The sequence below is a fragment of the Seongchinamella sediminis genome (assembly GCF_003457605.1).
Lineage (GTDB): Bacteria > Pseudomonadota > Gammaproteobacteria > Pseudomonadales > Halieaceae > Halioglobus > Halioglobus sediminis.
In genome coordinates, this window is the sequence record NZ_QRAN01000054.1 from 1 (window position 1) to 1,954 (window position 1,954).

The window sequence follows — 1,954 nt, forward strand, 5'->3', positions numbered from 1 at the left end:
TCCCGAAAGGTCGCCCGAAAGCTCTATTACGTTCAAGTCGACACCACAATTTATTGGTAAAAAATGGAGTCTATTCATGGAGTTACGTGGATCATGGGCTCAGTTAACCGGACAGCAGTGAAGAGGGTTATGCATGGGAATTCTCCTTTTACCGGGCTGCTCTTTACCCGTCGATGGATCATTCCATCATGCAAACTTCGCCTCCAAGTGGACCAGATCTCCATGCAAATGAAAAGGCCAGAAAGTTTCCGCGGAGATTTGGCCGAATCTGATCGCGCATGCAATAGCCGGGTGAATCACCAGCTGTAGCACGAGTTTTCCAATGAGTAAGCATCATTACTCCTTTCTCATGCCTTAGCCACATAGCTGAAATGGCTGCTGGTCAGGTGGCGCTCACCACTCCAGCGATAGGCAACCAGGAAGCCAAACAGAAGCCAAACAGAAGCCAAACAGGACACCCACCCTAATCCCACTGGAGAAATAGTCCACGCACTATGCCGTACCTGTACCATCTAACGTGAGTAACTAGCGAGAGCCGGATTCTATTTCGTTTATAAGAAATAGGCGGCGTTGGGATTTCCAGATAGCGGACCAGCACCTTGTTAAACGTACTGGTCTGCTATCTGATAACTTCAATGATTGCGATTCACATGCCGTAGACCAATTTTAGCAACCCGACTCCACGCGATCGCCTGCGACCTGTTTCATCATTGAAGGCCCGTAGCTTTTGTAAACTGCCAATTGCCTTGAGATTACCGCGGTGGGCGTTTTGTATTAGCGCTTCCCATTGCTCATTCGACAGTCCAAGCTTCTTTGTAATTATTGGCTGGCCAATCGATAATATCCCGCGCTGCCTCCTCGCCTGGCAACGTCCGGTCATGCCTACGAGTTGCACATAGTCTGCCAGTTGAAACGGTAGATGCTTGCCCGCTTGATCAACCGCTGCTTGCGAGAATTCAAGCAAGGGGAGCACGTGAATGGGAGTGCCCCCACAACCCTGTGATTCCTTGCGCATTCTTTCCTTGATCGAAGTGTAATGAGAGCCCTCCAGAGAATCGGCGATACCCGCCCTGACCGGATTCAAGTCAACGTACGCCATACAGGACAGTAAAGCTGTGGTGTCCAGCAGCGCCTGAGACTTGAATCGCCCCTCCCAAAAACGCCCGGTGCAGTCATCCTCGGCATTAGCCCGGCGAGCGATAAACTCATTCAAGCAACGCATGTACCAACTGATGTCAGCCAGGCGTTTCCGCCAGACGGCCACGATCTCCAGAATCGTTTTACGTTGTGCCTGGGAAAGTTTGTCGCCAGCCAGCATTCGCTGAACCAGGATGGGGCCCTTGAAAAGGCGGGTCCATCTTGCAATCACTTCCGCGTCAGAAAATGCCAAAACCGCAGACTGATCCACCCGTAGCACCACATGATAGTGATTGCTCATAATAGCGTAGGCGCAAATATCGATTGCGAAAACGTCTGCCTGTAGCGCGAGACGATCGACCAGCCACTGCCTACGATGCTCAAAATTTTTTTCGGTATAAGGGTCTTTGCCACAAAGAAACGCTCGGCGAACGCACCTCGCAACACAATGATAGTAGGGAGTTTCAGCCAGAGCGACCTGGCTTCGGCGTGGCAGGGTCATCCATGACTCCTCCGTTGCTGGCATGCAGCTGCAGTTTACGACCGCCACCTTGCAACTTCAAACAAAGGACCGCATTGGATTACATTGAGGTGGGTGTCCTTGGATTACATTGGGGTGGGTGTCCTGGGTGTGCTGAGTGAGTTTTAAGGTGGGTGTCCTGAGTGTGAGTTGGTGGGTGTCCTGAGTGTGAGTTATCTAGCCTGAATATTTCATGAGTCATCAGATTCGGCCAAATCTCCGCGGAGATTTTCCGATTACGGAATCGCAGGCAGTTAACAGGCTGATTTGATCTGATTTCACGCCTTGCGGGCACAC

The 1,954-nt window shown here is 51.2% G+C and carries 1 protein-coding gene; it reads right to left on the reverse strand.

The window, feature by feature from the left end:
- Nucleotides 1-646: 646 nt before the first annotated feature.
- Nucleotides 647-1,639: a transposase gene (locus tag DWB85_RS19250; protein ID WP_117957690.1), complete on the reverse strand. Its 993-nt coding sequence runs from the start codon at nt 1,637-1,639 to the stop codon at nt 647-649.
- Nucleotides 1,640-1,954: the final 315 nt, after the last annotated feature.